This window comes from Kitasatospora sp. NPDC057512, assembly GCF_042802135.1.
GTDB lineage: Bacteria > Actinomycetota > Actinomycetes > Streptomycetales > Streptomycetaceae > Kitasatospora.
In genome coordinates this window covers 1-3638 of the sequence record NZ_JBHVET010000796.1, presented here as the reverse complement: position 1 = coordinate 3638, position 3638 = coordinate 1, and the positions used below count along the sequence as shown (strand labels likewise).

4 protein-coding genes are annotated in these 3638 nt (G+C 73.0%); all 4 read left to right on the top strand.

Annotation, left to right across the window (positions count from 1 at the left end):
- Positions 1-888: efflux RND transporter periplasmic adaptor subunit (locus ACFU6K_RS33875; RefSeq protein ID WP_380669637.1), on the top strand; the 888-nt coding region annotated here is incomplete at its 5' end.
- A gap of 9 nt (positions 889-897) precedes the next feature.
- Entirely contained in the window at positions 898-1770 is an 873-nt protein-coding gene (locus ACFU6K_RS33870; RefSeq protein ID WP_380669638.1) for an ABC transporter ATP-binding protein, read from the top strand.
- On the top strand, positions 1767-2978 hold the full coding sequence (locus ACFU6K_RS33865; RefSeq protein ID WP_380669636.1) for an ABC transporter permease: 1212 nt from the start codon (positions 1767-1769) through the stop codon (positions 2976-2978). The genes ACFU6K_RS33870 and ACFU6K_RS33865 overlap by 4 nt, the downstream gene beginning before the upstream one ends.
- Before the next feature lie 12 nt (positions 2979-2990).
- Positions 2991-3629: a DUF5666 domain-containing protein gene (locus ACFU6K_RS33860; RefSeq protein ID WP_380669634.1), complete on the top strand. Its 639-nt coding sequence runs from the start codon at positions 2991-2993 to the stop codon at positions 3627-3629.
- Positions 3630-3638 lie beyond the last annotated feature (9 nt).

The window sequence follows — 3638 nt, the reverse complement described above, 5'->3', positions numbered from 1 at the left end:
CCGCAGACCACCACCGTCACCACCACCAAGGTCGACGACGCGGCCGTGGCCCAGGCCCAGCAGCAGGTCGCCACCGCGCAGACCACCCTGGCCAACGCCCGGGCGGCGCTGACCGGCACCACCCTGACCGCCTCGGTGGACGGCACGGTCGCCTCGGTCTCCGGCAAGGTCGGCGACACCGTCGGGGCCACCGGCTCCGGCGGCTCGTCCTCGTCCTCCTCCGGCAAGTCCACCGGGACCGGCACGAGTTCGGCGGCCGCCCCGAGCGGCTTCATCGTGCTCACCAACCCGACCGGGATGCAGGTCACCGCGAACTTCTCCGAGCTCGACTCGCTCAAGCTGAAGAAGGGCGAGGCGGCCACCGTCACCCTGAACGCGCAGTCCGACACCAAGCTCAACGCGACCGTCCTGTCGGTCAGTTCGCTGCCCACCGGCAGCGGCTCCGGCGGCGCGGCCGGCTCCGCCGCCGTCCAGTACGCGGCCACCCTCCAGATCACCGGCGACACCAGCACGCTGCGCACCGGCCTCAGCGCCACCGTCCAGGTGATCACCGGCGAGGCGGACAACGCGCTCTCGCTGCCCACCTCCGCGCTGTCCGGCACCGGTACGTCGCGCACCGCGACCCTGGTGCAGCCGGACGGCGCCTCCGAGCGGGTCACCGTCGGGGTCGGGGTCGAGGGCGACAGCACGGTGCAGGTGGTCTCCGGTCTGAAGGAGGGCGACAAGGTCGAACTCCCCACCACCAGCGGCGGGAACGGCTTCCCGAACGCTTCCTTCCCGGGCCTCGGCGGCAACCGGGGCGGGGCCGGCGGCGCGGTCTTCCCGGGCGGTGCCGGTGGTGGTGCCGGTGGCGCCGGTGGCGGGGCCGGTCGCGGCGGCAAGGGCTGAGACTTGATCATGCGTCACGTCATCGACAAGCGCGTCCCCGCGCACCCCGTCCCGGTGATCCGCATCCGCGGGCTCACCAAGGCGTACGGGCACGGCGACGCCACCGTGCACGCGCTGCGCGGCCCCTCCGACCTGGAGACCGGCGAGCCGCGGGGCGTCAGCCTGGACATCGAGCAGGGCGACTTCGTCGCCGTGATGGGCAGCTCCGGCTCCGGCAAGTCCACTCTGATGAACATCCTCGGCTGCCTCGACGTCCCGACCGCCGGCCGCTACCTGCTGGACGGCATCGACGTCGGCCACCTGGACGAGCAGCAGCTCGCGCTGGTGCGCAACCGCAAGATCGGCTTCGTCTTCCAGTCCTTCAACCTGGTGCCCCGCACCACCGCCCTCGCCCAGGTCGAGCTGCCGCTCGCCTACGCGGGTGTCCGGACCGCCGAGCGGCGCCGCCGGGCGATGGCCGCGCTGTCGCTCGTCGGGCTCGCCGAGCGGGCCGGCCACAAGCCCAACGAGCTCTCCGGCGGCCAGCAGCAGCGCGTCGCGGTGGCGCGGGCGCTGGTGACGGCGCCCGCGATGCTGCTCGCCGACGAGCCGACCGGCAACCTCGACAGCCGCTCCACGGAGGAGGTGCTGGCCCTGATCGACGGGCTCAACGCCACCGGCCGTACGGTCGTGCTGATCACCCACGAGGACGAGGTCGCCCGGCACGCCAAACGGGTGCTGCGGCTGGTCGACGGGCAGATCGTGAGCGATCTGCGGCAGGCGCCCGTGGAGGGGCCGCCGCCCTTCCTGGACGCGGCCTACGCGGAGCTCGCGGCGGGCCCGGCGGGCACGGCTGGCGTGGCCGGCGTTGCGGGCGTGGCGGGCGCGGAGGTGTCGGCGTGATCCTCTGGCAGACGCTCCGCTTCGCGGTCGGCGGCCTGGCCGCCAACAAGGTGCGCTCGGCGCTCACCATGCTCGGCGTGCTGATCGGCGTGGCCTCGGTGATCCTGCTGCTGGCGGTCGGCAACGGCTCCTCGGTGGCGGTCAAGGACTCGATCACCTCGCTCGGCACCAACGCGCTGACGGTCAGCTCCGGTTCGGCCAATGGCGGCTCCCGGGCCACCTCCTCGGTGAAGAAGCTGACGGTCGCCGACGCCAAGGCGCTGGCGAGCGACGCCGACGCGGGGGCGATCAGGTCGGTCGCCCCGGTGGTCACCACCAGTGGGACGGCGCTGTACGGGAACATCTCGTACAGCCCCGGCTCGATCGTCGGCACCTATCCGTCGTACTTCGAGACCGCCAACCAGAAGGTCGCGCACGGCGAGTACTTCACCGACGACGACGTGCTCGACTCGCGCAAGGTCGCGGTGCTCGGCGCGACGACGGCCAAGCAGCTGTTCGACACCGAGAACCCGGTCGGCAGGTCGGTGGTCCTCGGCGGCACGCCGTTCACCGTGGTCGGCGTGCTCCAGGCCAAGGGCGGCAGCGGCTTCACCGACCCGGACGACGTGGTCATCGCCCCGCTGCCGACGGTGCAGAACGCCTTCACCGGCTTCGGCTCCGTCAACCAGATCCTGGTCCAGGCCGCGAACGCGGACAGCACCACGGCCGCCCAGTCCGAGATCACCCGCGTCCTGCTCGGGACGCACGCGATCGCCGACCCCGCCAAGGCGGACTTCCGGATCACCAGCCAGGCCTCACTGCTCACCGCGAGGGAGAGCACGACGAAGACCTTCACCGTGCTGCTCGGCGCGGTCGCGGCGATCTCGCTGCTGGTCGGCGGGATCGGGATCACCAACATCATGCTGGTGACGGTCACCGAGCGGACCAGGGAGATCGGCATCCGCAAGGCGCTCGGCGCGCCGCGAGCGGTGATCCTCGGGCAGTTCCTCACCGAGTCGACGCTGCTGTCGGTCATCGGCGCGGGGCTGGGCGTGGCCGTCGGGGTCGCCGGCTCGCACGTCAGCATCGTCGGCATCACGCCGGTGGTGATCCCCGAATCGGTGCTCGGCGCGTTCGCCATCGCCGTCGCCATCGGGCTGTTCTTCGGCAGCTACCCCGCCAACCGGGCCGCCTCGCTGCGGCCGATCGACGCCCTCCGGCACGAGTAGGACTCCACTGTCATGAGCAAAGAGATCGCCACGGTCGAGGCCGCGACCCCGGCCGAACAGGTCGCCCTCCTCGCCACCCCGCCGGACGCGCGGGACGTGAGCGCCGAACTGGCCGCGCCGCCGAGGCGCAAGCTGCCCTGGCTCAGCCTGCTGCTGGCGGGTGGCGTGATCGCCACCGGGGCGTTCGCGGGCGGGGTCTGGTACCAGCAGAACAACGGGCCGACGGGCGGCGGGAAGTCCTCCGCCCGGCCGGCTGCCGCCGCTGCTGCCCAGGGAGGCGGCTACGGGCAGGGGCCGGGCGGCTCCCGCCGTGGGGGCCAGGGCGCCGGTCAGGGCGGTCAGGGTGCGGGGCAGGCCGGCTTCGCCCGGGGCACGGTCAAGGCCGTCGACGGCAACACGGTCTACCTGACCGACACCAACGGCAACACCATCAAGGTCACCACCGGCGACGCGACGAAGGTCCAGCTCAACAAGGAGGGCAAGGTCGGAGACCTGCAGCCCGGCCAGAGCGTGACGGTCGTCGGCACCCCCGACGCCAACGGCGGCTACACCGCCAGCCAGCTGGTCGAAGGCGCCGTCGGTGGCGGCGGCTTCGGCGGCTTCGGCGGCGGTGCCGGTGGTGGCGCCCCCAGGAACCCGTCCGGCGGCTGACCCGGAGCC